A 26,178-nucleotide genomic window follows, 5' to 3' on the forward strand; every position below is an offset into this window, starting at 1 on the left:
GTGGTTAGCCGTGTTCTAACCCTGCTAACCACTCACGAGGATCTAGCTGCTGATTCTGATGCCCAGGGCCGAGGCGAGGCTGTAGGCCAGGCTTCCGAGGTCGTCGCTGTCCACAACGGCGCCTCGGAGGCTGGTCACCCCGCCAATGCCGAGCAGGTTGCAGTTGGTGAACTTGGTCCCGTCCAGCTGCGCGTTCGCGAACTGGGCGCCTTGCAGGTCACACGACTCGAACCGGATCCGCCGCAGGTCGGCGTTCTGAAAATCCGCTTCCCGCAGGTTGCAGTCCCGGAACACAGTTGCCTTGAAGGTCGCGAACCGGAAGCTGGTCAGATCGATCCGGCATTCTGTGAACGTCGTGCTCCGGAACACGCACTCGGCCCACTTCGAGCCCGTCAGCCTGCTGTCGGTGAGCGTGCTGTCGATCAGGGAAGTGGCGCGGGCGTTGATGTTCGCCAGATCGCAGTTGTCGAACGTCGACTCGGTGAACATGGACTTGACCATGGTCACCGCGGCCAGCCGGGTGTCGGTGAACGTGCACTGGTCGATCTCCATCGACTCGGCCGTCCGGCCGGTCAGGTCGAGCCCGGTGTAGTCCAGCGCGCGGTACGCGACGTCGTTCTCGAAATCGTGCTCTGCCAGATTCGCGCGACTACTCATGGGGGCGACCTTATCGGCCGCCCCCATGATGCTATCTACGGCAGCGAGTTCAGGAACGGCTCGTGGCTGTTCTGGAATTCCCAGTTGTAGTAACGGTCCCAGTTGATCGACCACGTCATCAGCCCGCGGAACGCCGGCGACGCGCCGCCCCGCAACGTGTAGCCGCCACAACCTTGGTTACGTGCCAAGCAGTTCACTGCTGCCTGCACTTGAGCTGGTGCGGTGTAACCGTTTCCGGCACTGACCGCGGCGGGAACACCGAACGCGATCTGGTCCTCACGCAGGCCGGGGAACGTGTGCCCGGTGCGTGCCACGGTGAAACCGGCCTTGATCATGTCGGTCATCGCGATGTGGAAGTCCGCGCCGCCCATGTTGTGGTACTGGTTGTCAAGGCCCATCACCGGACCGGAGTTGTAGTCCTGGACGTGCAGCACGGTCAGTGCGTCACGCATCGCGTGAATCACCGGAAGGTATGAACCCGTGCGGTTGTCGCCACCGCCCGCGCCACCGTAGAACTGGTAGCCAACCTGTACGAAGAACGTCTCGGGCGCCATCGTCAGCACGAACCGCGAGCCGTACCTGTTCTTCAGCGTCCGCAGTGCGGAGATCAGGTTGACGATCACCGGCGTGGTCGGGTTGCGGAAGTCCGTGTCACCGGCGTTCAGGTACAGCGAGTGGCCCTCGAAGTCGATGTCAAGCCCGTCAAGGCCGTACTTGTCGATGATCGCGCTGACCGAGTTGACGAACGCGTCCCGCGCGCCGGTCGAAGTCAGCTGGACCTGGCCGTTCTGGCCGCCGATCGAGATCAGGACCTTCTTGCCCTTGGCCTGCTTGGCACGGATTCCGGCGATGAAGTCGGCCTCGGACTCGACGTTCGGGCACTCCGCGACCGGGCACTGCCGGAACCGGATGTCACCGGACGTGACCGAAGTCGGCTCGCCGAACGCCAGGTTGACGATGTCCCACGCGTCCGGCACATCGGCCATCCGCAGATACCCGGAACCGTTGGCGAAACTCGCGTGCAGATAGCCGATCAGCGCGTGCTTAGGCAGGCCGACGTTCGGGCAACCCGTTGTGGTGCCGGAAACCTGTGCGGTCTTGGCCGATTCGCCTGCGGTGTTGTACGCGGCCACCGAGTAGCTGTGTGTCGAGCACACCGCGAGGCCGGTGATCGTGGTCGACGTGCCCGTGACCGTCGCTCTCACGACACTTCCTTCGTACACGCGGTAACCAGTCACGGTCCCGGCCGCGGCGCCCCAGGACAGGGCGATCGAGGAGTTCGTGACCGCGCCGACGGTCGGATTCCCAGGCGTACCAGGGGCTCCCGGGGTACCGCCGCCAGGGCCGTCCAGGCTGATGTCGTCGGCGTTGAACGTGCCCGCGCCGTACCAACCGTGCAGGTACAGCTCGGCTGAGGTCTGGCTGGCGCCGGTGGTGAAGCTCAGCTTCAGCTCGGCGTAGTTGGTGGCGGCCGTCCAAGTCGACACTCCACCAGTGATGCCCAGGTAGACAGGGTTTCCGCGGACCCACGCTGACACGGCGTACGTCGTGTTGGGCACGACCGAGACAGTCTGCGAGCACCTGCCGATGTCCTGCCCGGTCGCGGTCGACGCGAGCGCGTGGCTGCCGGTGCGCACAGGGCTCGAGACAACGGTGCCGTTCTGGCACGTCCAGCCGGACGTCGAACCGGCTTCGAATCCGGGGTTGGTGAGCAGATTGGCCGCTCCGGCAGGCGCCGCGCCTGCCACCATGGCCGAGACGATCAGGGCGAACGCGGTGAACAGCGCGGATAACCTCCGCACGGCGGAACGCGACATTGCATCCTCCATGGGTGGCGAGGCAGGGTGCCACCGACCACATTGTGCGAACCTGATGACCAGGTTGTCTAGACCAAATCGCGGACTAGCCTGAAGCCGTGGAAGAACAGTGGAACCAGGCTGTCCTGGTGTTGGGCGGTACCCCGAACGACGCCGCTGCGGACTTGACACGGCGTTACGAAGAGCCGCATCGCTTGTATCACAACACTTCTCACGTTCTCGCGGTCCTGCGTGCGGCTCGGGAAATCGCTGATGTCACCTCGCGAGAGTGGGCGATCCTGACGTTGGCGATCTGCGCGCACGACGTCATCTACGACGCGCGCCCCGGCGACGACGAACGCGCCAGCGCCGCTTGGGCGCGTACACAACTGTCGTCCTCGGGAGTGGCCGCGCACCACGTCGAACAGGTCGCTTCGCTCGTGCTCGCGACTCTGGGGCACCAGTCGGATGATCCGCTCGCGCACGTGCTCTTGGACGCAGACCTTTCCATCCTCGGATCCGCGCCGGAGGTGTACGACGCTTATGCCGTCGCTGTCCGTGCTGAGTACTCGGCGGTGTCGGAGTCTTCGTGGCGTCAGGGCCGATCGAAGGTTCTGCGGAGCTTGCTTGACCGTGCGGACCTTTTCCGTACGCCCCAAGCAATTTCTCGGTGGGACGCGCTCGCACGAGAGAATCTACGGCGCGAGCTGTCCACATTGCGAGAAGATTCTCCCAAATCTTAGGAATTGACGCTAGCGTAGTCAGTATGCCCAGGTACACCCACGGACACCATGAGGCCGTACTGCGGTCCCACCGGACCCGAACGGTGGCGAACTCGGCGGCGTATCTGCTGCCCTACCTGAACTCTGAAATGTCCCTTTTGGACGTAGGCTGCGGCCCGGGGACGATCACCGCGGACTTCGCGGACCTCGTCGCCACGGTGACAGCGATCGAACCTGTGGCAGAAGCCCTTGCCCTGGCCCAAGATCATGTGCAGAAGCCGAACGTACGGTTCGAAGTCGCCGATGTGTTCACGTTGCCCTACGCGGACAAAACGTTTGACGTGGTGCACGCACACCAGGTCCTGCAGCACCTGCACGACCCGATCGCCGCGTTAAGAGAAATGCGCCGGGTAAGCAAAGGCATTGTGGCCGCGAGAGATTCCGATTACACAGCATTCGCCTGGTACCCAGCAGTGCCCGCGTTGGACGACTGGCTCGCACTGTACAAGAAAGTGGCGTATCGAAACGGCGGTGAACCCGACGCGGGCCGACGCTTGTTCGCATGGGCACGCGCGGCGGGATTCACCGACGTCGCCGCAAGCGCCTCGGTGTGGTGCTATGCCACACCCGAAGAACGCTCATGGTGGGGTGGAATGTGGGCAGACCGCATTCTGCAGACCGCGATTGCCGAGCAGGCAGAAGCATACGGCTATGCCACCCGGTCAGACTTGCAGCGGATATCCGACGGCTGGCGCGAATGGGCGGACTTGGCAGACGGCTGGTTCAGCCTCCTGCACGGCGAAATCATCTGCCGCGGCTGAACTCAGCCCGCTGCGCTTCCGCCGCCACTGCTAAATCCGCCATCCGCTTACCGGCCACCGCTCGGCCGCCATCGGCCATCCGTCACTTGCCGTCGGCTCAGCTGCCATTGGCTCATCCGCCATCCGTCGTCGGCTTAGCCGACACTCCGCAGCACTCTGGCCACAATCCCCGTCACAACCAGCCAGAACACCGCAGCCAAGCCGAAGTTGAGGATGATCGTGAACGTCGTGTTCCCGGTGTCGAACAGGTTCACGAACCACAGCCCGACCACCTCGGACCACTGTGCGACCCAACTCACCAACCCGTTGCTGAAATTGGCGTTGAACAGCACGAACACAATGTGCGCGATCAGCAGCACAGCCAGTGCGCTACCGGCAAGGTTCACCAGACTCGCGGCAGTGCGGCGGCCGCTCGTCGCGTTGTAGGTGCTCATACGAATCCAACGTACGCACGATTCCTGTGAAGAACCTATCGATCCTGTAATGGTTTGGTCAGCCGGATAGTGAATACGGTTCGTCCGGGTTGACTGCTTAGCGAGATTTCGCCACCGTGCGAGCCAACCACCGCGGAGACAATCGCCAGGCCCAATCCAGTGCTTCCGGCGGCACGGGACCGTGAGCTATCGCCACGAGCAAACCTCTCGAATACCTCAGGTTGAAGCTCAGCGGGAATTCCCGGGCCGTCGTCAGCGACCGTGATCACCACATGGTTGTCCTCAGTGGAAAGTTTGGTGGTCACCGTCGTGCCAGGGGGAGTGTGCGTTCTTGCGTTGCTCAACAGGTTCGTGATCACCTGGTGCAGCTGCCCACTGTCGCCCATCACGGTCACCGGAACGCCTGGGGCATCGAGAACCCAGTGATGGTCGCGCCCAGCGACATGCGCGTCGGCGACAGCATCCGTGACCACCCGGGACAGATCCACCGGCTGATGCACGGCTGGTCGGCCAGAATCCAAGCGCGCCAACAGAAGCAAGTCCTCGACGAGCGTGGTCATCCGCGCTGACTCGGATTCAACCCGACTCATCGCGTGCGCGATGGCTGGCGGCACATCATCGCCGCTGCGCCTGGCCAGTTCGGCGTAACCACGGATCGCCGCGAGGGGTGTGCGCAGCTCGTGACTGGCATCCGCGACGAACTTGCGAACCCGCGTTTCGCTGGCTTGACGTGCGGCCAGAGCCGCGGAGATGTGTTCGAGCATCCGGTTGAGAGCGTGCCCGACCTTGCCGACCTCGCTCCGCGGATCGGTGTCGTCATCCGGCACCCGCTCGGACAATGCGACTTCGCCCTGGTCAAGCTTCATTTCCGAGACTCGGCCAGCGGTCGCGGCGACCCGGTTGAGCGGCCGCAACGTGCGTCGCACGATCAAAGCGCCGACCGCACCAGCCAGCGCCACCCCGGTGAGCGCCACCCCGCCCATGATCCAGCCGAGCCGCATGAGCGTGGAGTTCACGCCCGTCATGGGCAGGCCCATGACCATAACGTCGCCACCACGTGTGCGGCTGGCCGTCATCCGGTATTGCCCGAGCTCAGGGCCCAGACTGCACGTTTCCGGCGTCCGATCGAGCGGCACGTCGTTGATCGTTTCCTCGGGCACGTCCACCACGTGCGTGCCGTCTGCCCTGACGACCCGCGCCAACACGTCGCCGCGGTAGATCAGCGCGCCGAACGTGCCGTTCCCCTGGCCCTCGACGAGCAGTGTCTCCGGGCTGGGCGGCTTGGCGTCGTATGACCCCTTATCACCGTGATCAGGCGGGGAATCGAGTTCGTACACCGCCCGGTTGTGGGCGTCTTGTAACTGCTGGTCCAGCCGCGCGACCAGGAATTCGCTGAGCGCGACTTCGGTGATCACGCCGATCATCGCGGACATGACCGCGAGCAGGCCGATGAGCTGGGCGAGCAGCCGTGCCCGCAGCGTCCAGCGCCGTTTAGTTCGCTGGCTTGAGGACATAGCCGGCGCCCCGCATGGTGTGAATCATTAGCCTGCGCCCGGCGTCGATCTTCTTGCGTAAGTAGGAAATATAGAGCTCGACCACATTGGCCTGGCCACCGAAGTCGTAGTTCCACACCCGATCGAGAATCTGGGCCTTGCTCAGCACCCGCTTCGGATTGCGCATGAGGAAGCGCAGCAACTCGAACTCGGTAGCGGTCAACTCGATGAAGTCGCCGCCACGGACAACCTCCCGGCTGTCCTCATCGAGGGTGAGATCCCCGACCGTGAGAGTAGATCCATCCTCAGCGGCTACGACCCTGGTCCGACGAAGCAGAGCCCGAAGTCGTAGAACAACCTCCTCCAAGCTGAACGGCTTGGTGACGTAGTCATCGCCACCCGCGGTCAATCCAGCGATCCGGTCCTCGACAGCATCCTTGGCGGTCAGGAAAAGCACCGGCAGGTTCGGCTCCTCAGCGCGCAGCCTGCGCAGCACCTCAAGGCCGTCGAGGTCAGGCAGCATGATGTCGAGGACGACCACGTCAGGCCGGAATTCCTTGGCGAGCTTGACCGCACTCAGGCCGTCGGTGGCGCAGTTGGTCTCCCATCCCTCGAATCGCAGCGCGATGGTGATCAGCTCGGCGAGGGCTAACTCGTCGTCGACAACGAGGGCACGGATCGGATTTCCGTCGGCTCGTCGCAGGTCAGGGCCGGGTGTCATGGCTGCACACTCTCCGGTCCGCGGTTAAGCCCAGGCTGTGCCGTACCTGTGTATCAGCTGTGGACTCACCGGGCCAACGGCAAGTACTCGCCGCTACCGAGGTGTGACGACCTGAGGCGTCCGCTCACCGTGGCGATCCCAGAATTCGGCTGCGGTAATGCCCATCAGCACGACATCCTGGTGCCGACCAGCGAAGAAGACATGGTCACGCCGCCGTCCTTCATGGACGAACCCGAGGTTCTGGTGAAGGAGTATCGAAGGCTCGTTGACGGCGAGAATGCTGACCTCGCACTTGTGATACCGACGCTCACCGAACATGTAAGCCAGCACCAGGATGATCGCTTCACTGGCGTAGCCACGCCGCTTGTACTCGTGTCCGATGCTCACGCCGTAGTCGAACCGCCCAGCCACCCGGTCAGAGTTCGGCAGCGACACAGACCCGACGAGCACCCCGTCAATGGCCTCGATGGCCAGCATGAACTCGTCGTCCGCAGGCTGACGCGCCGACTGCTCCTCGGCCCACTGCCGATACCCCGCAGCCGACCGAGGCGGATACATCAAGTCGGCGGACCGCATGTCGGCAGAGTTCTCGTCGAACCGCTGGAACGCTTCCCAGTCCTCGGGCTCGATACCCCGAAGCCGAACCTTCGTACCGACCCAGATAGAAGTCATGGAGACGATCACATCGCTACGAACCAAGCTTTGCCAACCCAGATTCGAACGCGAAGAGCACGAGGCCAACCCGGTCCCGGCAGTCGAGTTTGGACAGCAAGCTGCCGATGTGAGTTTTGACGGTGCCATCAGCCATACGAAGCCGGTCGGCGATCTCCTTGTTGTTGGCGCCAGTGGCGATCTGTTGCAGCACATCGACTTCACGCCCAGTCAGCGTCTTGATCCGAGGATCGGCGGTCCGACCAGGAAGCGAGTCGAGAACGTGGCCCAACAGCCGCCGCGTGGCTGTCGGCGCGACAACGGACCCACCGTCTGCCACAGCGTGGATGGCCGAGAGCAACTCCTCCTGCCGAGCATCCTTGAGGAGGAACCCGGCAGCCCCGGCCTTCAACGCGGCGAAAACGTACTCATCCAGGTCAAACGTGGTGAGGATGAGCACCCGGGCACGATGCCCAAGCCGCGTGAGCTCGGCCGTGGCCGCAACCCCGTCCATGACCGGCATCCGAATATCCATCAGGACGACGTCAGCATCGGTGGACTTCAACGCCTCGACAGCGGCGGAACCGTCAGCAGCCTCACCAACAACACGAAGCTCAGGATCGGACTCGATCATCATCTGAAACCCAGTCCGAATAAGCCGCTGGTCATCAACAAGAAAGACGGACAAGCTCATCCGATCACGGCTCCAAGCAAAGAGGGGTTCCCTGCGCTACCAGTTGGCGTGAACCAGCTACCGCCGCACTCGAAGTGACCCACCCCGCAATCAACCAGCCCCACGCCGTGTCCACCATTGCAGCACACCGTGTTCCACGTTCCGGCACACCGAGATGCCCGGTGAACGGGTGCCCGCTGTGGGGAAACTGAAAGGCTATCGGCATCGAGCATTCGACGCACGCAAAGGCGAACATGGTGTGTTGGAACGGTGGACACGCAGTGCGGTGAGCCTTCAGCGCACGGTCGATCCAGATGAAGCCTCTCTCGAAGCGCCGAGCGGAATCACGGCATGAACCTCATAGCCTCCATCAGTTAATGGTCCCGCGGTCAGGCTGCCGCCATGAGCCTCAACACGTTCGCGCATCGTGTCCAGGCCATGCCCCTTGCCATCCGAAGTAGCCGCTGTGCCGCTTCCGTTATCCCGCACGACAATCTCAGTGTTGACCGTATCCGCTGCCACCCGGACATCCACCGTTGCCTGCGGCCCCGCATGGCGCAGGAAATTGGTCAACGCCTCCTGGACAACCCGGTACATCGTGAAACCCAACGCCGGGTTGATGTCGCCGGTAACAGTCAGCTTCGCGCGGTCGCCGACGCGGCCGACCAGTTCACGGATCCCGGCCGGGCCATCCTGGTTCGTGGGCAGGCTGCCGCTTCTGAGTAGGGTGACCATCTCGCGGATCTCATTGAGTGCCTTGCGTGATTCGTCCGCGATCACATCGAGGATTTCCGGTGCGCGATCAGGACTTCGGCGCACGAGTGACCGACCGCCTTCGGCCTGCACGGCGATCAGCGACAAGGAGTGCGCCACGATGTCGTGCACTTCTCGCGCTATCTCACTGCGTTCCTCAGCTGCCTGTGCGCGGGCGTACGCCAGCGCGGCCTCTTCTCGCTCCCGCACGCGCAGCCCCACGCCGTAGACGGCCAGGATGAACAAGGCGTAGGCGCCAGCCGTTTGGGCGATATCCTTGGCGTTGTGGTCAGGCAGCCACAACACTGGCGCTATCAACGCTCCGACGACGGCGATGCCCACGCCGATCAGGCCAAGTGTTCGGCCGGACCACCGGCGCAGGCTGTACACCATGATCGGCACGGCCAGGATTGACATGCTTGGTTGGGGCAAAAGCCATGCCTGCGCCGCGGCAGCCACTGTCGCCACGGCCAGTGCCGCTGCCGGGAACGTACGGCGGATCGCCAGCGATGCGCACAAGGGCAACGCAAGCAGGCACTCCGTGACGTTCGGGAGCGCGTAGGCCACACTCAGGACGGTCAGTACGACCGCCCAGACTGTGTCCGCTATCCATGGGCGAGTTACCACGATCGCTACATTAGGCGGTTGATTCAGTGTTCACATCGGAGCACGGTCCATGGTTGTCTCCTACTAGGGTCTGGGTTTGTGACCGCCCCCTCCTACCTCACTGATACCCGGAATTCCTACGACGTCGTTGCCTCCGCGTACGCCGAGATGATCGACGGCAAGCTCGACGAGATGCCGTTCGACCGCGCGGTGCTCGCGGTTTTCGCCGAGCGTGTGCGCGGGACGGTTGCCGACATCGGCTGCGGACCTGGCCGGTTGACCACGCACCTCGCGAGCCTCGGCCTCGACGTGTTCGGTATCGATCTTTCCCCCGGCATGGTCGATGTGGCCCGGCGTTCCTATCCTGACCTGCGGTTTGAGGTGGGCTCGATGACAGCGCTCGACCTGCCGGACGGCAAGCTCGGCGGCATCGTGTCGTGGTACTCGATCATCCACATGCCACTCGACGTGCAGCCGACCATCTTCGCCGAGTTCTTCCGGGTACTCGAACCAGGCGGGGAACTCGTGCTGGCGTACAAGGCAGGCGACGAAAAACGGCACTTGTCGCACGCGTACGGTCACGACCTTTCCCTTGACGTGTATTGGATGCCCACCGATCGGGTGGCATTCCTTGCCAAACAGGCCGGATTCGTGGAAGTCGCCAGGCTCGATCGCGCGGCGGACGTGGACGAGAAAGGCCCGCAGGGCTATTTCCTTGCCAGGAAACCGTAGGGCGTGCCGCTGGTTACAGGTCAGCCACCAGTGCATGACGTGTACTGCGCGCGGTGATCTCCGGTGGGATGATGCGGCGGGGCCCGACACCAGGTGGAGGAGACGGCATGGCCGGTCAGTTCGAGGCGACGGTGGAGATCGACCGCCCGGTCGAGGAGGTCTACGCGTTTCTCGCCGAAGGTACGAACGATCCGAAGTTCAGCCCGCGCGTGCTGCGGATCGACAAGTCGCCGGACGGCCCGACCGCCGTCGGCACGGTCTTCACCAGCACGGTGAAGGACGCGGGGATGAAGACCCAGCGGCAGTTCAAGATCACCGAACTCGAGCCGAACCGCACGATCCGCTGGGCCGAGCAGTCGACCAACCTGGTGATGGCCGTCGACGGCGGCTACGACATCGAGTCCATTTCGGACACCACGACCCGAGTCCGGATCTTCAACGTCCTTGAGGGACGCGGAATAGGCAAGCTCCTGCTCGGCTTCGCGGTGCGCATGGCTCGTAAAGACGCACCGGCGTTCGGCAACCGCATCAAGGCGGCCATAGAGGAGGCGACCTGACCCGGAACTAAGACCACGGTCATAGACAACTCTGGACCGTGCTCCGATGCGCAAAACCCCGGCAAATTCATAACGTTGAACGCGTGCGAAGCGCAGCATCGGCGAAAAGCCTGAAGAAGACATACGGTACGGGCGATACAGCGGTATCGGCCCTGCGAGGGGTGACCGTGGATTTCCCCGCGGGCACGTTCACCGCGATCATGGGCCCGTCCGGATCCGGCAAGTCCACCCTGATGCACTGCCTCGCGGGCCTGGACAGAGCCGACGACGGTGAGGTCCACATCGGCGGCGCGGAGATCACCGCGCTGTCCGATCGCGAGCTCACCAAGGTTCGTCGCGACCGGATCGGGTTCGTGTTCCAGTCCTTCAACCTGATCCCGACATTGACCGCGATGCAGAACATCGTATTGCCCCTCGACCTCGCCGGGCGCAAGCCCGACCGGGACAGACTGGGCGCGGTGGTCCGTTCGCTGGGCATCCACGACCGGTTACAGCACCGCCCCGGCGAACTGTCCGGCGGGCAGCAGCAACGGGTCGCGATCGCGCGCGCGTTGGTCACCCGGCCCGACGTGCTTTTCGCTGACGAGCCAACGGGAGCGCTCGATTCGACAACGGCATCGACACTGTTGTCCTTTCTACGCACGTCATGCCGTGACCTCGGACAGACCATCGTGATGGTCACGCACGACCCGATCGCGGCGTCGTTCGCGGACCGCGCATTGGTGCTGAGCGATGGGCGCATCGTCGACGATATCGATGAGCCCACCGCGGATTCGGTCCTCGGTGCAATGAGGAGTCTGGCGGCATGAGGTTCTTGGCGTTGCGCAATGCCGTGGCAGAAGTGCGCATGAATCCCCGGCGAGTGGTGGCGGTCGTGGTCGCCATCATGATCAGCGTCGGCTACCTCGTGGCGTCGGCGACCGTGCTTGCGAGCGAGAGCGCCACAATGGACAGAAGCATCATCGCGCGCACAGTCAACACCGACGTCGTGGTGACGTTGTCCGACAACAACCCGGCCTTGGCCCGGCAGATCCAAGGGCTGGCTGGCGTGGCGTCCGCCGACCTGAGCTACCTGTCGCACGGCCGAGTCACGGGTTCCTCGGAGTGGGTGCAGCAGCAGTCCGTGCCCGACAATCCGGCATTGCGGTGGACGGATCTCGCCGAGGGTGCGTGGCCGGTAGGCCCGGCCGAGATCGCGCTCGGCACAGTCACGGCGAAGCAGTTGAACATGCGGATCGGCGACGAGATCACGATCAACGACGCCAACTCGTCGGCGACACTGCGGGTGTCCGGGCTGACGCACGAAGGCGATTCGCTGCTGTCCGGGCTGGCGCAGAGTTCGTTCGTGGCACCGGCCTTCTACACCGGAACCGCGTCGATCCGGACGTCGTTGCAGACCGAGATCCTGGTGATCGGCACTGGAGCGGCCAGCCCCGACCAACTGGCCGAGCGAATCAGGACCGTCGCCGGTACGGACAGGGTCGAAACCGCGTCGGACTTCGCGCGGCGCAAGATGACCGAGCAGACCAACGGGGTGTACGTCTTCCAGTTGTTGCTGCTGGTGTTCGGTGCGATCGCCCTGCTGGTCGGCGGCATCATGATCGTCAACACATTCCTGATCCTGGTGACCCAGCGGCGCAGGCAAATCGGCCTGGTGCGCGCACTCGGTGCCAGCAACGGGCAGATCCGGCGTGGCCTGCTGCTGGAGGCTGGACTGATCGGGTTGGCCGGATCAGTGCTCGGCGTGTTGCTGGGCGTCGGTGTGTCGGGGGTTGTGGCGTACCGGCTCGGTGCGCTATTGACCATCCCGTTCGGTCAGGTTGCCGTGGTTGCGTTGGTGGGCATGCTGCTGGCGGTTCTGTCAGTCGTCGTACCCGCGCGCCGCGCCATCCGGATCTCGCCACTGGAGGCGCTGCGACCGGTTGCCGACAGGCAGACCGAGCGGCGGGCATTGCGGCTCCGTGCGGCGATATCGGCGGTTCTGATGTTGATCGGACTGGCCGGTGTCTGGTTTGGATCAGGTGAAACGCCGTTCGCGTTGTTGCTGTCGATCGGAGGTCTGTTCGTTTTCGCGGTCGGGTTGTTGACGGCGACGGGCGTGTACCTGCCGTTGATGCTGAGAGCGTGCACCGGAGTGCTGAGCCGGTTCGGTCCGACGGCTCGTTTGGCTGGGAACAACACGATCAGAAACCCCGGGCGAGCGGCGGCGACTGGGGCTGCTCTGATCGTCGCCGTGGGCATCGTCGTGACTCTGCAGGTCGGCGCGGCGAGCATGAAGGCTACCGCGAACAGCAACCTCGACACCCGATTCCCAGTCGACGTCACGGTTTCGTTGTTCGACGGCGCCCTACCGCCAGACGCGGCGCGTGACATCGCGGCCGTGCCAGGCATCACCAACGTGCGGGAACTCCGGTCAACTCGTGTCCAAGCCAACGGCAATGACCTACGAGTGCTCGGTGTTCCTGGCGTCCCGGACAACGAGGTCCTGGCAGATCCCTACCTGGAGATGACGTCGGCTGTACTCGTAGGCAAGACAGGATCCGCGACGCTCCCAACCGTCGGCAACTTCCTGGCGCCCGCAGACACCCTGGTGGTCTCGCCCACCACATTGTCTACATTGGATAGAGATGCGGTCGTGGGCACGGTCTGGGCCGATGCAGTGCCGGGCGCGGACATCACCGCCCTGCGGTCGCAACTCCGTGAGGTGGTCGCCCCGATAACCGGCGCCGAAGTGGCTGGTGGTTTATCGGCAAAGGCCAGCTATACCGAGTTCCTAGACCGCTTGCTGATGGTGACAACCATGCTGCTGGCAGTGGCAGTACTCATAGCGCTGACCGGCGTCGGCAACACCCTTGGCCTGTCAGTCCTTGAGCGCACACGGGAATCCGCACTCCTGCGGGCACTAGGAATGCAACGCGGAGGATTGAGGTCAATGCTTGCGATCGAGGCGGTCCTACTAAGCCTTGCCGGCACAATTGTCGGAATACTGGCCGGGACCTTCTTCGGCTGGGTAGGCACCCAAGCAATCAGCCGAGAACTCAACTTCAGCACGGTGTCCTTCGCAATATCCTTACCCCAAACCGTGATAGTGGCAGCAGTCGCCGTGATAGCAGGCATGATCGCGTCTGTCCTCCCCGGAAGGAAGGCAGCACGGGCAACGCCAGTAACAGCACTATCGGCAGATTGACCCAACCACAGACCAACATGGGCCAGTGGCGCGCTGGACTACACCTACCGGTGCCCGGCGAGACGGGCCGCGGCGATGCCAGGTGTTGTGTTGCCAGGGCTTAGGCGTCCGTTGTCCAGGGTCGCGATCGTCGTCGACACCTCCGGATCCATGGGCGAGGCCGAACTGAACGCCGCATTGTCCGAAGTCACGGGTGTTCTGAGGGAAGTCGGCATCCGCGGCAACCGTGTCACGGTCCTCGCCTGCGATGCCGACGTCCACACGGTCGCGGGCGTGACCAAGGCGGCTGACGTCGAACTCAAAGGCGGCGGTGGAACCGATATGCGCGTGGGTATCGAGGCCGCCTTGGCCGCGCCTGACCGGCCACAGGTGATCACCGTGCTGACCGATGGATACACGCCATGGCCGGACGAAATGCCGTCATGCCGGGTGATCGCTGGGCTCATCGGCGGCGCACCGTCAGCGCCTCCCGCCTGGATCGAAGCGGTTCACATCACCCGACAGTGACCTGCATTCCGCGCAGCTCGTAGCCGCCGATGTCGTTGTTGAACGTGATCTTCGGTGCCTGCGCCATCCGCACTCCATCGAGTGAGAACAGCTTGTGCAGGAAGATGTCCGACTCCAGAATCGCGATGTGCGAGCCAGGGCACTTGTGCGGACCGTCCCCAAAGGACAGACCGGTGCCCACGGACCGCCCCGGGCAGATCGAAAGCGGCTCGTCCTCATCCGTGTCCAGGTTGGCGTGGCCGACCTCGATCTTGACGATCGCACCCGACGGCACGACTTCCGGTCCCACGTTGATCTCGTTGGTGGTCTTGCGTCTCAGCTGTGCGACGATCGGTTCGAGCCGTAACAACTCGTGCAGCATCAGCAACCGGTCGGGCTCGGCAGCAGCCACATACTTGGTGCGCAGTTCGTCATCGGTGAACATGTGCCAGGCCGCCATCACGATGAACTCGCGTGTGGTGATCATGCCCGCGGCCGCGAATGTCAAACATTCGCCAAGAATCTCCGCGGCTGTACAACCTTCGTCGATCAGGTGCGAGATCAGGTCGTCCTGCCGGTTGTCCCGCCGCACCTTCACCGCGGGCCGGACGTCGGCGAAGTAGATGTGTCCCCAGCCGCGAATCTGCCGGTACGCCCAGTAAAGCCCGTTCAGGCTGGTGAAGCCCGGTGCGCCGAACTTCTCCGGAAAGAAGTAGTCCAGCCGTTTCTTGATCCCCGGCTTGCTGTTGGTCAGGCCGATCACCGCGCACGCCACGTCGACGGCCAGTTGGAAGCTCAGGTCGGACAAGTGGCCCGGTCCACCTTGACGCAGTACCGCGATTTGCCTGTCCGCGGCACGTTCCATCACCGAGCGGTACGCCTCGTCCACGCGGCGGGGCGTGAAGAACTTGGCCGTCTGTTTGCGGTGTTCCCGATGCTCAGGACCGTCGCGGAAAAGCACGGGTCGGCGGATCTTCGCGGGGAAGTTCTCCACGGTCTCAATGCCAAGACCTGCTTGAACCGTGTCGTGTTCGCGCAGAAACGTGCGCCCCTCGGCATATCCGGTGATTTGCCATGTCCCATCAGGATTACGCTGAACGGGGCAACCTGGTGGCACGCCCCTGTCCACCTTGCGCGCGTTCGCAGCCACTGCTCTCCCTCTCCTGCGATGACGAACAACCATCATCGTTCGCCTTACGGCGATTCCGTAAGCCGCCGTATGTGTAAACCGATACGCTGTCCGGCCGTGACCGAACCCGCGTATCTAGCAGCAATCCGATCGTCCTACGACACCGTCGCCGAGGACTACGCCAAGCTTGTGACCACGCTGTTCGCCCAGGAACCGTTGGGCCGTGCGATGTTGTCCGCGTTCGCCGAGATCGTGCACGCCGGTGGTGGTGGACTGGTCGCGGACATCGGATGTGGACCGGGCCACGTCACCGAACACCTTGCTTCGCTTGGGATGGACGCGTTCGGCATCGACCTGTCACCGGGAATGATCGAACTCGCCGCACGGACGTATCCGGACCTGCGTTTCGCGGTCGGGTCGATGACCGCCTTGGACGTGCCGGACGGTCAGCTCGCCGGCATCGTCGCGTGGTGGTCGATCTTGCACACACCCCCGGAGAGCTTGCCAGTGGTGTTCGCGGAGTTCCAGCGCACATTGGCGCCGGGCGGGCATGTTCTGGTCGGCTTCCACGTCGGTGACGAGCACCTACGGCCGGAAACGTCCTATGGTCATCCGGTTTCGTACGACGCATATCTGCTGCAACCGGACCTGGTCGAGAAGCTGCTCACCGAGGCCGGGTTCGCGGTCACGGCCCGGTTGCACGCGGACGGGCAGAAGTGGCCGCAGGCGTGCCTGCTCGCGCACACCTACCAGGACGAGTAATTTTGTCCACAAAGGACTAATCTTCGGCTGCTCGCCTGATCATGTCGGTGAGCAGCTCGCTGGTGGTGTTCTTCGGCTTCATCTCCGCAACGGACAACGACGTCTCGGTGCGTTGAATGCCTTCGATCTGCCATACGCCGTTGATCAGCAGTTCCCGCAGGTGTGTGTGGTCACGCACGCGTACCCGGACGAGCATGTCGACGTTGCCGGTCACCAGCAGAACCTCTTCGACCTCCGGCAGCTCAGCCAGTGCGGCGATGATCGGGCCCTGTTCGAAGCCCTGACCGGCCGCTACGGTCAGGTAGGCGATCGTGGGGTACCCGAGCGTGCTCCAGTTCAGCCGGATGCCGTAGCCCTCGATGACACCAAGCCGCTGCAGGCGCGCGATGCGGTCGGCGACGGCTGGCGCGGACATGCCGAGTTCGCGCGCGAGGCTGCGCTGTGACGTGCGGGCGTCCTGACTGAGCAGGAGTAGAAGCTGCAGGTCAGTGGTGTCGAGCGGGACCGGATCGGCGGGCGCCGAGGTGTGGTCGGCGATGGCGCCGAGTGGCTTGATCCAGTCAGTCACCCGGTTCCCCTTGTCATTCGTCAGGCGGCTAGACATGCTGAGTATAGACATGTAAGGCTCAATGGCCTAGACGCCTGGCAAATGTAATAGGAGGCGGGCTGTGATCGATTTCGAGACACGGTTGGCCGCCCGGACCCAGCTGGGGACGGGCGCGATCAGCGGCATCCTTGCGCTTGCCAACGCCAAGGGCGTGATCAACTTTTCCGGCGGCTTTCCCGAGCCGTCGCTGTTCCCGACGCAGCTGCTTGGCGATATCGCGGCCAAGCTCATCGCCGAGGACGCGGCTGTCGCCCTGCAATACGCGCCGAGCGAGGGCATCGACAGTGTCCGTGACGCCATCGCCGGGTACCTCAAGCAGACCGATGGCAGGCGGCCAGCGGACAACGAGTTGATGATCACCAGCGGCGGGATCGACGCGGTCACGTTGCTCGCCAAGAGCATGCTCGACCCCGATGACCTCGTGGTGGTCGAAGAGCCGAGCTACCTCGGCGCGGTGTCCGGCTTCGGCGCGTTCGGCCCGCGGCTGCGTGGCGTGCGGATCGACGACGAAGGCCTCGATGTCGCCGAGCTGGCAACGGTTGTGGCTGCTGAAGTGCCGAAGCTAATCTACACGATCCCGGACTACCAGAACCCGAGCGGCCGCTCGATGTCGGTGCGGCGCAGGCAAGAACTCGTCGACCTGTGCAGGCAGTACGGCATCTTGATCGTCGAGGACGTCGCGTACCGCCAGCTTGGATTCGCGGGCGAGGCGCGGCCGAGCCTCTGGTCACTCGCGCCGGACGTGGTCGTCCAGATTGGCACGTTCTCCAAGACCTTCTTCCCGGGCGTCCGCTTGGGCTGGGCGGCCGGACCGGTGCCGGTGGTCAGGGAACTCGTTGTGGCCAAACAGAACTCCGACCAGTGTGCGGGTGCCCTCGGGCAACGGATGCTCGAGGAATACCTCCGCGCTGGATATTTCGACGTCCACTTGCCCGCGGCCCGTGAGCTGTATCGCAGGCGTGGCACCGCGACGACTTCCGCGCTCGAGAAACACATGACCGGACTGGCCAGCTGGACTGAACCCGAAGGCGGATTCTTCACCTGGTTGCACGTGCCCGGCGTTGACACGACCGAACTTTCACGGATCACCGACGTCGCGTTCGTGCCAGGCGCCGGGTTCTTTGCCGAACATGCCGATACGGAACATCTGCGCCTGTCTTTCAGTCGCATCGCCGAGTCGGATATCGAGCCCGGCATCGCGCGGCTCGCCGCGGCTATTCGCGCGCGGTAGCTACCAGTTCGACGATCGCGATCTCCGGTGACGACCCGACCCGCACGGGCGGTCCCCAGAAACCAGCGCCTCTGGTGACGAACAACTGTGTGCCGTCGAAAGTCTGCAGCCCGGAGAGCATCGGCTGTTCCATCCTGGTGAAGAAGTTCACTGGAACGAACTGCCCGCCATGGGTGTGCCCGGACAGCTGCAGATCCACGCCGTGCTTGGCGGCATCATGGACGTGGACAGGTTGATGGGCAAGCAAAACCACGGGACGATTGGTGTTACGACCGCCCAGGGTCTTGCCGACGTCGGCTGCCTCACCGGTCAGGTCGTTGGTCCCGGCGAGGTCGAACCCTGGCAGCTCGACTCGTTCGTTGCGCAGTGTCCGGATGCCCAGTCGGTTCAACTCTTGTACCCAGGCTTCGACTCCGGAAATGTACTCGTGGTTGCCGGTCACGAAGTACGTCCCGTGTTTGCTTCGCAGGCCTCGCAACGGTTCCGCTTCCGGACCGAGTTGCTGGACGGTGCCGTCGACCAGGTCGCCGACGATCGCGATGAGGTCCGGGTTTTCGGCGTTGACCACGTCCACGATCCGTTGGGTGTGCGACTTTCCCAGCATCACGCCGAGGTGCACGTCCGAGAGCACCGCGATCCGGAACCCAGACACCGACAACCGGCGAAGGTGGACCGTCTCGCGTTCCACGGCAGGCGCGGCGAATGCGTTGATCACGCCATAAGCCGTGACACCGGTCGCCGCGATGCCTGCGGCCACAGCGATTCCGCGTGCCAGGACTAGCCGCCGTGCCGCATCGACAGGGGCGGAGCGGCGGTGGATGACCGCTCGAACCGGTTCTGCCGGCACCAAAAGCAACGTCAGGTGGATCATCAGCGCGTACCACCCGAAGCCTGGATACGCGAACCATCCCGCGACCGACGGGTCCCAGACGTGCATGGTTATCAGCGCCGCCGGGATCGAGGCCCACAGCAGGATGATGACGATCGTTCCGAGCTTTCTTCTGCGTACGGTTGTGTTTCGTACCAACCGCCACCACAGGTAGAAGTGCACGATGGCAAGCGCGGCGGACTGGGGCACAACCCACCAAGGGATCGTCATTCTGGCTGGTTCCCACTCTTGTGGCCGACGTGGTACGGGCTGGTCACGCCTTCGTAGGACAGGTGCATCACCATGCCGTTGCGTGCGTGTTCGAGGTTGTGGCAGTGGTCCATCCACACCCCTGGGTTGTCCGCGACAAAGGCGATCTCGAAGATCTCGCCCGGCCGGACGTCCAGTGTGTCCGTCCACCATGGACTTCCTGTTGGCGGGACACCGTTACGGGACAACACGAGCGCGTGATGCCCGTGCAGGTGCATCGGATGCACCTCGTGGCTGCGGTTGATCAGGGTCGTGTGGATGACTTCGTTCTCGCGCACCATCAGCGTTGGCGTGTCAGGGAACTGGGTTCCGTTGATCGACGGCAGCAGGCCGAACACGCCGTCGTGGAAGCTCAGACCGTCGTCCATGATCAGCTTGAACCTGCGGTCGAACGTGCCCGCTGGGTTGATCTTGGTTGGCGTTGGGATGCCATACGACAGCGGGTCGAATGAAGGCAGGTCTGCCGGGATGGTCGGCACTGGCCCGTCGGTCGGTTCCAACAGCAATCCGGCGTCTGGCGCGTTGAGGTTGGCCAGCCTGACGGGGCCGTTGAGCATGATGAACGACAGGTCGTGTCGTCCGCCGTTGGCCAGCTCCATTTTGGTGTCGCGTAACTCGGTCGGTCCGTTCAACGGCGTACCGTCGATCGCGGTGACCCGGAATGGTGTTCCGGTAAGGGCGAACTCGGTGGAGATGATGTCGTCGGCCGGATTGATCGCGGTATTCGTCAGCCGGATCAGTACCGGGGTGCCTGGCTTGATTCGCTTGCGCTTCAAGGTGTCCTTGGTTCCGAAGGCAGACACTCGCTCTTCGCCGACGTGCCACACGTGGGACATCACAGTGATGTCCTCGACCATCGGCTTGGTGCGCGGCTCGACGATGAGCGAGCCGAACAGGCCCTTCATCACGGCTTCGGACGATGCTTGGTGCGTGTGGTACCAGAACGAGCCGACTTGCTCGGCGCGGAACCGGTACGTGTGCTCGCCGCCGTTCGTGACGACGTTTTGGGTCAGGCCTGCGACGCCGTCTTCCGCGTTAGGCACGTCAAGCCCGTGCCAGTGCAGGGTCACGTTGACGTCCGGCAGCTTGTTGATCAGCTTGATCTCGACGACGTCGCCTTCCGTCACCCGGATCTCCGGGCCTGGCGATGCGCCGTTGTAGGTCCAGCCGTCCAGCGACTTCCCGGACGACAGCTGGATCTGCGCGGCCTCCGCGGTGACCGTGAAGGTCTTGTCCGCGGGCCCGGCTCGCGGCCCGGTCAAGGCTTCCACGCTGGTCCGGGCGGTGTGCGAGGTGACCGGTCCGCCGCCGTAGTCGACCAGGTTGTGATCCATCATGCTCATGTGATCGGGCAGGCGGCTGGCTGAAATCCCGTAGAAGATGCTGCCAGCGACCAGGCCGAGGATCGCCACGAAACCGGCAACCGTTGTCAGGACACGCGCCCGCATGCTGCGCGTGACCGGCCGTCGACGCGTTTGGCGCAGCCACAGCAATGCGGTTACCACCGCCAGAGGGCCGCCATGCGTGAGCCACTCGTCGAAATGCGGCGGGATCGGCCGGGATACGAACCCCACCCACACCGTCAGCAGCCCGCCGACCGCCACTGCCTGTGACGGCACAACCAGTTTTGGATCAAGACGGTCCACATCGGACTCGTCGAGGATCTTGCGCAGGCGTGGCAACGACCAGACCGCGACTGCCACCAGAGGGATCGTGACCAGGGGTAACGACACCCAGACGCGGTTCTCTGCGAAGTCCCAGCCGTACGTCCACAGCCAGCCAATGCCGACCAGGCGTAAGACGAACAGACAGAACCCGACTCGGATCCATACCCCAATCCGGCGGGCCGAGCGCTGCGCGTCGAGTGGTGTCAGACGGGCCAGTTGGCCCATTCGGTAGCCGATGAACCAATACACGAGGAACAGGAGAGCGGCGATGGTCGTATCCGCGTTCTCCAAAGGCTCGAACATGACCGTGTTTCCCCCAGGAATCGATGGTCATTCAACGCTAGAAGGCGCGCCGGAAGAGTGAATCCGCGTGTGACCGTCAGTCATCTACGGCAGTTGCCGTATCTACCTGTTCGGGTGTACGGCAGTTGGCGTAATGGCAGGTTTGCGCCGCTTTTCCCCGGGTATCGCCTCGAGGCATGACCGGCGACACGCAGCGCAAAAGCAACCTGCGGAAGGTTTACCTTGCCGCGGAGTACGCGCTGGTCTTCTTTGGCGTCGTGGTGTTCTACACGCTGCTGTTCAGCGGCGCGAACCCGATTCCGCTGCTGGTCGTGCTCGGCGTCGCGGCCGTGTTCTACCTGCTGCGCTCGCCGTCATTTGATCGCGGTTCACTGTGGCGGCCTGGGCGGCTGCCAGCGGAACTTCCGTCGATCGCTTTCCTCTGGTTCATCACCGCGGTCGGCTCGACGGTCGTTGTTCTGTTCACGAGGCCGGACCTCTTTCTCGGATTTCCCCGAACCGAACCGGTGATGTGGGGATTCGTCATGGTGCTCTACCCGGTCTTGAGCGTGTATCCGCAGGAATTGATTTTCCGGGCCTTCATGTTCCAGCGCTACCAGCCGATCTTCGGCGACGGATACGGCATGATCGCGGCAAGCGCGGTGGCATTCGGGTTCGTGCACATCGCGTTCGGCAACTGGATATCGGTCGTGCTGTCGGCCGCGGGCGGCTGGATATTCGCCTCGCGCTACCGCAAGAGCCGCTCGCTGTTCACCGTGTCGGTGGAACACGGGCTGTACGGCATGCTCATGTTCACGGTCGGTCTCGGGATCTACTTCTACCACGGCGCGTAGGTAAGTTGAGGCTGTGGCCGAAGAGTGGTGGCGAAGACCCGTCTTGGTGGACGCGGCTTTGGCGATTGCGGTCGCGGGCGCCGTGGCGATCGCGATCCAAGTGGCGGGCGAGCCGATCGAACGTCAGCCGGATTTCCTCGCGTACGCCATCGGCTGCCTGATGGGCGCGGTTTTGTTGCTGCGCAGGCGATGGCCGCTGGCGGTGCTGTTCACGACCGTCGCGATCCTGCTGACGTACTACTGGCTGGACTATCCCGGCCTCGCGCCCGCGGTTCCCTTGTCCGCAGCGCTGTTCTCCGCGGCTTCGGCGGGCAGGTTCCGGTGGGCGATGCTGGTGGCCGCGGCATTGGTGGCTGGCGGGCTGGTCGCGCGGCTGATCGAGTTCGACATGTCAGCGTTGCCTGTGGCCAGCGCGGTGATCAACGATGCCGCTTTGCTCGCTTCCATTGTGTTGCTCGGGGAAACATTGCGCAGCAGGCGTGAACGCCTTGCGGCCGCGGATGCGGAACGTGAGCGTGAAGCCAGCAGGCGGGTTACTCAGGAACGGCTGCGGATCGCGCGGGAAATGCACGACGGGTTGGGGCAGACGATCGCCACCGTGAATGTGCAAGCCGGTCTCGCCGACGATGTGCTTGACAAAAACCCGTCGCAGGCAAGGGAAGCGCTGCAGGTGATTCGGAACTCGACCAAGAACGCCTTGCAGGAGATGAAAACAGTGCTCACCGTGTTGCGTGAGGACTCCGAAACCCGGCTGCCAGGTTTGGACCAGATCGACGAACTTCTCGACGTAGCCAGGAAAGCGGGATTGCAGGCGACCAAGGAGGTCATCGGGGAACCGTGGCAACGGCCTGCGGCGCTCGATCGTACGGCCTATCGGATTGTCCAGGAATCGGTGACGAACACGATCCGGCACGCCAATGCCACGGCAGTCACGGTGTCACTGCGTTACGCGCCGGACAGGCTCACCATCGAGGTCACGGATGACGGCGTGAATGCCCGGAAACGCGCTGCCGATGGCTTCGGACTCGCCGGAATGGCCGAACGAGTGTCCGCATTGGACGGTACGCTGGCCGCGAGCTTCCTGCCGGAAGGCGGCTTCCGGGTGCGGGCGGAGCTGAGAGCATGACCGTCCGGGTAGTGCTCGTCGACGACCAAGCGCTAGTTCGAGCAGGCCTGAGCGGGTTGCTGGACAACAGTGCCGACATCGCCGTGGTCGGCGAGGCGGCCAATGGCGCCGAAGCTGTGCACGTGGTCCGCTCGACCAAGCCGGACGTGGTGCTGATGGACGTGCAGATGCCGGTGATGGACGGGATCGAAGCGACCCGGCTGCTTGTCGGCGACCCGGCATTGACCGGAACCCGGGTGATCGTGCTGACCACGTTCGAGCTGGACGACTACATCGCCGAGGCGCTGCGTGCTGGCGCGAGCGGCTTCCTGGTCAAGGACATCGAACCCGAGGATCTACGGACAGCCGTGCGTGTCGTGGCGGCTGGAGAGGCTTTGCTGTCTCCTGGCGCGACCAAGCGCTTGATCGCCCAGTTCGTCGCGCACCGCCAGATCCCGGCTGATCAGAGCAGGCTTGCCGCGCTCACCGGGCGTGAACGTGAGGTGATGGCGCTGGCCGCGGGCGGTTTGAGCAACGAGGAGATCGGCAAGCGGTTGTTCATGAGCCCGTCGACTGCCCGGACGCACGTCCATCGCGCGATGGCCAAGCTTGGCGCACGCGACCGGGCTCAGCTCGTGTTCCTCGCCTACGAGACAGGCCTGGTCCGCCCGGGGCACTGATCACATCCCGGCGGCCGACAGGGCGTCCGCGGCGAACTTGCAGGCGACGGGTGCGCGCGGCCCAAGGTCCTGCAGGCCCGGCAGGTCTCCGCGTCCTGCCCATGTGCACATGCCTGCGGCCGGGAGTGGCGCGTTCGGTGGCAGGTCAAGGAGTACGGCGTAGCAAACTTCGTGCTCTTGGCCGTAGCCGAGGTCCCATTCCGCGTGGCCGACCGTGGCCAGTGGACGTCCGGTCCAGCCGCCCATTTCTTCGGCGAGGATCCGGCGCACTGTGGTGAGCACGTCTTCGGTCGGGTGCCTGCGGCCACTGATCAAATCGAGGCCACCGCCGAACACGCCTGTTCCGTTCGGCATTGCGCGAAAGCACACCTTTCCATGCGCCACGATGGCAATGCTGATGATGGCTTTGTAACCGGGTGTGAATTGCGGCATGAGCAGTTGGTAGCCGTTGGCGGCCGTGACGAACTGATGGTGTGGTTGTGGCTGGTAAGCGGGCTGGGGCAGGTACTGCTGTGGCGGCGCGAAATTCTGCGGCGGCGGGTAGCCGGGCGGGCCGTAGTACTGATTCGGCGGCAGCCCTTTCTTCTTGTTGTTGTTGACGATCACCACCACGATGACGATCAGGATCACCGGGACCAGCAGGACGACCAACGTTGCGCTCACCCGCTGATCATGCCGGTGGCGGCCGAAACGCGGTACGCCGGTCTGCCCTTCTGGGCATGCCTTCGGCCATCGGGATGCCCTACCGTCCGGCTTGACGGCAAAGGGGCAGTTATGGCCAGGAGAACCGAGCAGCAGCCTGACGACCAGGCTCGTGCCACACCCGCCTTACCGCCGACAGGCGTTGCCGGGTTGCAAGGCGCGGGCAATGCCGCGATGTCGCGGTTCTTGTCCGTACAACGTGACGTGGTCAGCGATGTCGAGGACCGGATGTCCTATTCGGTCACCGACTGGGCCGTCACCGACGAAGAAGCCACCGAATCCCTCAACGACCTGGCGACCTTGCCCGCGCCAGCGTTGGCGGCCGCGGTCGGCAGGCTGTCGCAGACCGCCAAGACCCGGCTGCTTGACAACCTGCCGGACAACGTCCGGCAGACGTCCGCGTTCACCAAGGTCCTTGTGGCGATGGGGCCGGACGCGGTCCAGCCATACGTGGAAAGCCTGCTCAGCTACGGCGTTTTCGACTGGGCGATCACCGATGACGACGCCACCAGCGTCTTCCGGATCATGGTCGCACTGCAACCCGCACAACAGGCGACACTCGCCCACAAGCTAGGCGGTACCAGCCGCGCGCGACTTGCCGACAATCTCCTGCGTTCATCGACGATCGGTGACGCCGAGCACGGCGCCCTGCGGGTGTTGTTCGATGCGACACCCGACGCCGAAGTCGAAACGCTGAAACTCTGGATGAAACTGCGTTTCCGGATCGAGTTCGGCACACAGACCGACGGCGCTGAAGTCGCCCAGGAATGGGACGGCGCCAGCCTCCGCCGGATGTACAACGTGTTGCAGTCCCTGCCGCCTGGCGCAGTCGAAGGCAACCCGGAGCTGCTGCGGATTGACCGCTATCAGGATGCCGGTCCGGCAGGCGGGTATTACGGCAGCGACCGCCGGATTGCCATGGGCTATGGCGATCTTCGCGCGCGTGACGGCGTTGTCGATCCTGTGGCGAACCCGGGTGGTTCCGGGATGAGTGTCGTGCCCGCGCCGCTGCAAGGACAGAACCTGTTCGACGGGGTTGTCCGGCACGAAGTCGGGCACGCGGTGGACAACCGGCTTGGTCTGTCCCAGACGTACTGCATCGGCAACGCCGCCGGTGGCAACTGGCAGGCACACGGCGACGGTGGATCCCTTGCGGGGACGTTGGTTTCCGCGAGCGGTGGCACGATCAACGGCCTGCCACCGGAGCAGAAGACCCCTGTCGTTGACACATTGCAAGAGGTCATCGACGAACGCGTGCCCGAGGAAATCCAGACCCGTCTTGAGGCGCTGTCGTTCTGGTCCACTCTGGACGCAGCGACCAAAACGGCGATCCTCGGTGACAACGCGGTACGTGCCCTGCAGATCTGCTTTGCCGACAAGAACCCCGGTAACCCGTGGTACCGGCCTGCCGATGACGGCGGTGTGGTGCTCGGTGGCCGCGTCTATCAGGAGGCATACGCATCCCAATGGTGGAGCTACGACCCAGCGACACGGGCGAGGAAAGTGTCGTCATACCAGTTCAGAGCACCGGGCGAGTGGATCGCGGAGGCGTACAACGCGTACTACGCTCCACCGACGAAGGGTGCGATCCTTGCGGCGGCCGACCCGGCGACCAAGGCCTGGTTCGACGTGAACGTGGACCAGGCCACTGGTGGTGAGGGCGCGGCAGGGCCTGGGCCGACGTTGCCGGACGGCAGCACCGGACCTGGCTTCCCCTGATGCGTCTGGTCGG

General features: G+C 64.0%; 26 protein-coding genes. 13 read left to right on the forward strand and 13 right to left on the reverse strand.

What is annotated here, in order from left to right:
* Positions 1-42 precede the first annotated feature (42 nt).
* Entirely contained in the window at positions 43-657 is a 615-nt protein-coding gene (locus tag LWC34_RS26245) for a pentapeptide repeat-containing protein (protein ID WP_233727803.1), read from the reverse strand.
* A 35-nt stretch (positions 658-692) separates the two neighbouring features.
* Complete coding sequence (locus LWC34_RS26250; protein ID WP_443667755.1) at positions 693-2,474, reverse strand: chitinase; 1,782 nt, start codon at positions 2,472-2,474, stop codon at positions 693-695.
* 98 nt (positions 2,475-2,572) lie between these two features.
* Between LWC34_RS26250 and LWC34_RS26255 the strand changes: the two genes are divergently transcribed.
* Positions 2,573-3,196 (forward strand): HD domain-containing protein, encoded by a 624-nt coding sequence (locus LWC34_RS26255; RefSeq protein ID WP_233727804.1) that lies wholly within the window; start codon positions 2,573-2,575, stop codon positions 3,194-3,196.
* Positions 3,197-3,219: 23 nt separating this feature from the next.
* On the forward strand, positions 3,220-3,996 hold the full coding sequence (locus LWC34_RS26260) for a class I SAM-dependent methyltransferase (protein ID WP_233727805.1): 777 nt from the start codon (positions 3,220-3,222) through the stop codon (positions 3,994-3,996).
* Between the two features lie 134 nt (positions 3,997-4,130).
* On the opposite strand, the gene LWC34_RS26265 is transcribed toward LWC34_RS26260, so the two are convergent.
* From LWC34_RS26265 to LWC34_RS26290, 6 genes are all read right to left on the reverse strand, one after another.
* Positions 4,131-4,430 (reverse strand): hypothetical protein, encoded by a 300-nt coding sequence (locus LWC34_RS26265; protein ID WP_233727806.1) that lies wholly within the window; start codon positions 4,428-4,430, stop codon positions 4,131-4,133.
* A 35-nt stretch (positions 4,431-4,465) separates the two neighbouring features.
* Entirely contained in the window at positions 4,466-5,944 is a 1,479-nt protein-coding gene (locus tag LWC34_RS26270; RefSeq protein ID WP_233727807.1) for a sensor histidine kinase, read from the reverse strand.
* Positions 5,922-6,644 carry a response regulator transcription factor gene (locus LWC34_RS26275; protein WP_284051648.1) on the reverse strand — a complete coding sequence of 241 codons (723 nt, stop codon included), beginning with the start codon at positions 6,642-6,644 and terminating at the stop codon, positions 5,922-5,924. Before LWC34_RS26275 ends, LWC34_RS26270 begins: the two co-directional genes overlap by 23 nt.
* Positions 6,645-6,737: 93 nt before the next feature.
* Positions 6,738-7,316 (reverse strand): GNAT family N-acetyltransferase, encoded by a 579-nt coding sequence (locus tag LWC34_RS26280; protein WP_233727808.1) that lies wholly within the window; start codon positions 7,314-7,316, stop codon positions 6,738-6,740.
* A 16-nt stretch (positions 7,317-7,332) separates the two neighbouring features.
* A complete protein-coding gene (locus LWC34_RS26285) occupies positions 7,333-7,989 on the reverse strand; it encodes a response regulator (protein WP_284051649.1) in 657 nt (218 codons plus the stop codon).
* Positions 7,990-8,262: 273 nt separating this feature from the next.
* Positions 8,263-9,348, reverse strand: a complete 1,086-nt coding sequence (locus tag LWC34_RS26290) for a sensor histidine kinase (RefSeq protein WP_233727810.1) — start codon at positions 9,346-9,348, stop codon at positions 8,263-8,265.
* A 78-nt stretch (positions 9,349-9,426) separates the two neighbouring features.
* On the opposite strand from LWC34_RS26290, the gene LWC34_RS26295 reads away from it, so the two are divergent.
* The 5 genes from LWC34_RS26295 (at position 9,427) to LWC34_RS26315 (ending at position 14,310) form a co-directional block, all read left to right on the forward strand.
* Positions 9,427-10,059 (forward strand): class I SAM-dependent methyltransferase, encoded by a 633-nt coding sequence (locus tag LWC34_RS26295; RefSeq protein WP_233727811.1) that lies wholly within the window; start codon positions 9,427-9,429, stop codon positions 10,057-10,059.
* A gap of 107 nt (positions 10,060-10,166) precedes the next feature.
* Positions 10,167-10,616, forward strand: coding sequence for an SRPBCC family protein (locus LWC34_RS26300; RefSeq protein WP_233727812.1), 450 nt, complete (start codon positions 10,167-10,169; stop codon positions 10,614-10,616).
* Between the two features lie 83 nt (positions 10,617-10,699).
* A complete protein-coding gene (locus tag LWC34_RS26305; RefSeq protein WP_233727813.1) occupies positions 10,700-11,425 on the forward strand; it encodes an ABC transporter ATP-binding protein in 726 nt (241 codons plus the stop codon).
* Positions 11,422-13,803, forward strand: coding sequence for an ABC transporter permease (locus LWC34_RS26310; protein ID WP_233727814.1), 2,382 nt, complete (start codon positions 11,422-11,424; stop codon positions 13,801-13,803). The genes LWC34_RS26305 and LWC34_RS26310 overlap by 4 nt, the downstream gene beginning before the upstream one ends.
* 87 nt (positions 13,804-13,890) lie before the next feature.
* Positions 13,891-14,310 carry a VWA-like domain-containing protein gene (locus LWC34_RS26315; RefSeq protein ID WP_233727815.1) on the forward strand — a complete coding sequence of 140 codons (420 nt, stop codon included), beginning with the start codon at positions 13,891-13,893 and terminating at the stop codon, positions 14,308-14,310.
* Here the strand turns inward: LWC34_RS26315 and LWC34_RS58145 are convergent.
* Positions 14,297-15,439 (reverse strand): cytochrome P450, encoded by a 1,143-nt coding sequence (locus LWC34_RS58145; RefSeq protein ID WP_233727816.1) that lies wholly within the window; start codon positions 15,437-15,439, stop codon positions 14,297-14,299. The two genes, LWC34_RS26315 and LWC34_RS58145, sit on opposite strands and share 14 nt — an antisense overlap.
* A 69-nt stretch (positions 15,440-15,508) precedes the next feature.
* On the opposite strand from LWC34_RS58145, the gene LWC34_RS26325 reads away from it, so the two are divergent.
* Positions 15,509-16,180, forward strand: a complete 672-nt coding sequence (locus tag LWC34_RS26325; protein ID WP_233727817.1) for a class I SAM-dependent DNA methyltransferase — start codon at positions 15,509-15,511, stop codon at positions 16,178-16,180.
* Positions 16,181-16,196: 16 nt separating this feature from the next.
* Here the strand turns inward: LWC34_RS26325 and LWC34_RS26330 are convergent, their stop codons facing one another.
* Positions 16,197-16,748, reverse strand: a complete 552-nt coding sequence (locus tag LWC34_RS26330; RefSeq protein ID WP_233727818.1) for an Lrp/AsnC family transcriptional regulator — start codon at positions 16,746-16,748, stop codon at positions 16,197-16,199.
* 100 nt (positions 16,749-16,848) lie between these two features.
* Between LWC34_RS26330 and LWC34_RS26335 the strand changes: the two genes are divergently transcribed.
* On the forward strand, positions 16,849-18,018 hold the full coding sequence (locus tag LWC34_RS26335) for an aminotransferase-like domain-containing protein (protein ID WP_233727819.1): 1,170 nt from the start codon (positions 16,849-16,851) through the stop codon (positions 18,016-18,018).
* Here LWC34_RS26335 and LWC34_RS26340 read toward each other — a convergent pair.
* A complete protein-coding gene (locus LWC34_RS26340) occupies positions 18,002-19,117 on the reverse strand; it encodes a metallophosphoesterase (protein WP_233727820.1) in 1,116 nt (371 codons plus the stop codon). The genes LWC34_RS26335 and LWC34_RS26340 overlap by 17 nt on opposite strands.
* Positions 19,114-21,126: a multicopper oxidase family protein gene (locus tag LWC34_RS26345; RefSeq protein ID WP_233727821.1), complete on the reverse strand. Its 2,013-nt coding sequence runs from the start codon at positions 21,124-21,126 to the stop codon at positions 19,114-19,116. The genes LWC34_RS26340 and LWC34_RS26345 overlap by 4 nt, the downstream gene beginning before the upstream one ends.
* 176 nt (positions 21,127-21,302) lie before the next feature.
* On the opposite strand from LWC34_RS26345, the gene LWC34_RS26350 reads away from it, so the two are divergent.
* The 3 genes from LWC34_RS26350 to LWC34_RS26360 are packed head-to-tail and all read left to right on the forward strand — an operon-like array spanning position 21,303 to position 23,744.
* Positions 21,303-21,959 (forward strand): CPBP family intramembrane glutamic endopeptidase, encoded by a 657-nt coding sequence (locus tag LWC34_RS26350; RefSeq protein WP_233727822.1) that lies wholly within the window; start codon positions 21,303-21,305, stop codon positions 21,957-21,959.
* 13 nt (positions 21,960-21,972) lie between these two features.
* Positions 21,973-23,085, forward strand: coding sequence for a sensor histidine kinase (locus tag LWC34_RS26355; protein WP_233727823.1), 1,113 nt, complete (start codon positions 21,973-21,975; stop codon positions 23,083-23,085).
* Positions 23,082-23,744 carry a response regulator transcription factor gene (locus LWC34_RS26360; protein ID WP_233727824.1) on the forward strand — a complete coding sequence of 221 codons (663 nt, stop codon included), beginning with the start codon at positions 23,082-23,084 and terminating at the stop codon, positions 23,742-23,744. Before LWC34_RS26355 ends, LWC34_RS26360 begins: the two co-directional genes overlap by 4 nt.
* Here the strand turns inward: LWC34_RS26360 and LWC34_RS26365 are convergent, their stop codons facing one another.
* Complete coding sequence (locus LWC34_RS26365; protein ID WP_233727825.1) at positions 23,745-24,407, reverse strand: NUDIX hydrolase; 663 nt, start codon at positions 24,405-24,407, stop codon at positions 23,745-23,747.
* Positions 24,408-24,518: 111 nt separating this feature from the next.
* Here LWC34_RS26365 and LWC34_RS26370 point away from each other — a divergent pair, with 111 nt between their 5' ends.
* Positions 24,519-26,165 carry a hypothetical protein gene (locus tag LWC34_RS26370; RefSeq protein WP_233727826.1) on the forward strand — a complete coding sequence of 549 codons (1,647 nt, stop codon included), beginning with the start codon at positions 24,519-24,521 and terminating at the stop codon, positions 26,163-26,165.
* Positions 26,166-26,178 lie beyond the last annotated feature (13 nt).

It is taken from the genome of Kibdelosporangium philippinense (genome assembly GCF_021390435.2).
Classification (GTDB): Bacteria; Actinomycetota; Actinomycetes; order Mycobacteriales; family Pseudonocardiaceae; genus Kibdelosporangium; species Kibdelosporangium philippinense.